2 protein-coding genes are annotated in these 2,168 nt (G+C 68.7%); both read left to right on the top strand.

The window, feature by feature from the left end; all coding sequences use genetic code 11:
- The coding region (locus tag A5625_RS11295; RefSeq protein ID WP_066993060.1) for an aldehyde dehydrogenase at positions 1–1,103 on the top strand (1,103 nt) is incomplete at its 5' end.
- Positions 1,104–1,108: 5 nt separating this feature from the next.
- On the top strand, positions 1,109–2,059 hold the full coding sequence (locus tag A5625_RS11290) for an amidohydrolase family protein (protein ID WP_066993058.1): 951 nt from the start codon (positions 1,109–1,111) through the stop codon (positions 2,057–2,059).
- The last annotated feature ends 109 nt before the right edge of the window (positions 2,060–2,168 follow it).

Raw genomic sequence — 2,168 nt, 5'->3', positions numbered from 1 at the left:
ACGGACTGGTTTTCGACGTGACCACGCTGGAGCCCTACGGCGTGATCGCCGGCATCGTGCCCTTCAACTGGCCGCCGATCCACACCGCCGGCAAGGTCGCACCGGCGCTGGCGGTCGGCAACGCCGTCGTCCTCAAACCCCCGGAGCAGACCCCTTCAGTGGTGCTGCGACTGGTGGAACTGATCCAGTCGGTGCTGCCCAACCCGGTGGTGCACGCCGTGCCCGGCGGCGGCGAGGTGGGCGCCGCGCTGGCCGAGCATGAACTGGTGGGCAAGATCTCCTTCACCGGATCGCCACTCACCGGTTCGGCGGTGCTGCGCACCGCGGCCGGCAACCTCACGCCGGCGCTGATGGAGTTGGGCGGCAAGAACCCGCTGCTGGTCTTCGACGACGCCGTTCTGCACGAGGCGCTGTTGGCCGCGGTGGACGGCGGCTTTTTCAACCAGGGCGAGGCGTGCACGGCCGCGTCGCGAATCCTGGTGCAGGACAACATCTATGCCGAGTTCGAGGAGAAGCTGTGCGCCGCGGTGCGCCGGCTGCGGGTGGGCGACGGCGCCGACCCGGCCACCGACGTGGGCCCGCTGGTCACCCGGGCGCAACAGAAGCAGGTCCTGGACTATCTCGACATCGGCGTCGCCGAAGGCGCCCGCATCGCCGCCCAGGCGCCGCTCCCGCAGGATCCCCGGTTGGTGGGCGGTTACTACGTCGCACCGACCGTGCTGACCGGCGTCACGCCGGGCATGCGGGTGGCCCGGGAAGAGATCTTCGGCCCGGTCGTCGCCCTGATCCGGTTCACCGACGAGGCCGAGGCAGTACGGATCGCCAACGACACGCCATACGGGCTGGTCGCCGCGGTGTTCACCGCCGACGGCGACCGCGCGCTACGGGTGAGCCGGCGGATCCGGGCCGGGGCCGTCTTCGTCAACAACTACGCCCGAGTGGTCATCGGCAGCGGATTCGGCGGGGTGGGTCACAGCGGGTTCGGGCGCGAACACGCGCAGGAAACGCTGGCCGAGTACGGCTACACCAAAACCATCCGGCTGGCCGCCAACCGCGACCAGTTGCCGTATTGGACCGCGGCCGCCCGAGTCCTCGAAGGATAGCTCAGATGCGTGTCATCGCCCTCGAAGAGCATTACGCCACAACCGAATTCCTGCGCAGCGCGGGCAGCTGGCTGGCGTCGCGGCCCGGCATCGTGGAACCGGCCAGCGACCTCGGCGACGGCCGCATCGCGGCGATGGACGAGGCGGGCGTCGACCTGGCGGTGCTGTCGTTGGCCGCGCCCGGAGTCGAGCAACTGGATCCAGATGATGCGGTCCGGCTGGCCCGCGACTGCAACGACGAGCTCGCGGCCGCCGTGCAGCGGTACCCGGACCGGTTGGCGGGGTTCGCCACGCTGCCCATCAGTGCCCCCGAACAGGCGGCCGACGAACTCGAACGGGCGATACGCCAGCTCGGCTTCTCCGGCGCGCTGATCAACGGACACAGCCGCGGCCGCTATTTGGACGACCCATTTTTCGAGCCCGTACTGGCTCGCGCGGCCGCCCTGCAAGTGCCCATCTACCTGCATCCGACCATCCCGCCGGCGGGCGTCATCGAATCCAGTTACGCCGGCTTCGCCGAGCCGGTCACCTTCGCGCTGGCCACGGTGGGCTGGGGCTGGCACATCAATACCGCCACCCACGTGCTGCGCATCATCCTCGGTGGCGTATTCGACCGGCACCCGTCGCTGCAGATGATCATCGGGCACATGAGCGAGGCGATGTCGTTCATGCTGCCCCGCTTCGACGTCACGCTGAAACCCGAGCTGACCGGTCTGCAACACCCCATCAGCCGCTATCTGCGGGAGAACCTCACCTACACGTTCGCCAACTTCAACGACCACGCGACGTACGCGAACCTGGTCGCGCAGGTGGGGATCGAACGGGTGGCCTTCTCCGCCGACTACCCGTTCGGATCGATGGTCGCCGCCCACGCCTTCCTCGAAGGCTTGCCGCTCACCGACGACGAGCGGGCCCGCATCAGCCACCTCAACGCCGAGAAACTGTTGGGACTGTAGGGCGGCCGCGGGTCGAGGCGGCCAAGGCGCACATTTGCCCGTCCGTGGGTTACGCGGCGATAAACCTGGGCCATCGGCTCTGTATCGATAGCTGCGTCAGTGCGGCGAC

Origin of the sequence: Mycobacterium sp. 1465703.0, assembly GCF_001672975.1 — a bacterium.
Taxonomy (GTDB): domain Bacteria; phylum Actinomycetota; class Actinomycetes; order Mycobacteriales; family Mycobacteriaceae; genus Mycobacterium.
The sequence above is the reverse complement of the archived record's forward strand: the minus strand, read 5'-3'. Positions and strand labels throughout refer to the sequence as shown.

Coding starts and splice junctions, on each gene's coding strand:
- A5625_RS11290 (WP_066993058.1), top strand. CDS start 1,109: ATGCGTGTCATCGCCCTCGAAGAGCATTACGCCACAACCGAATTCCTG.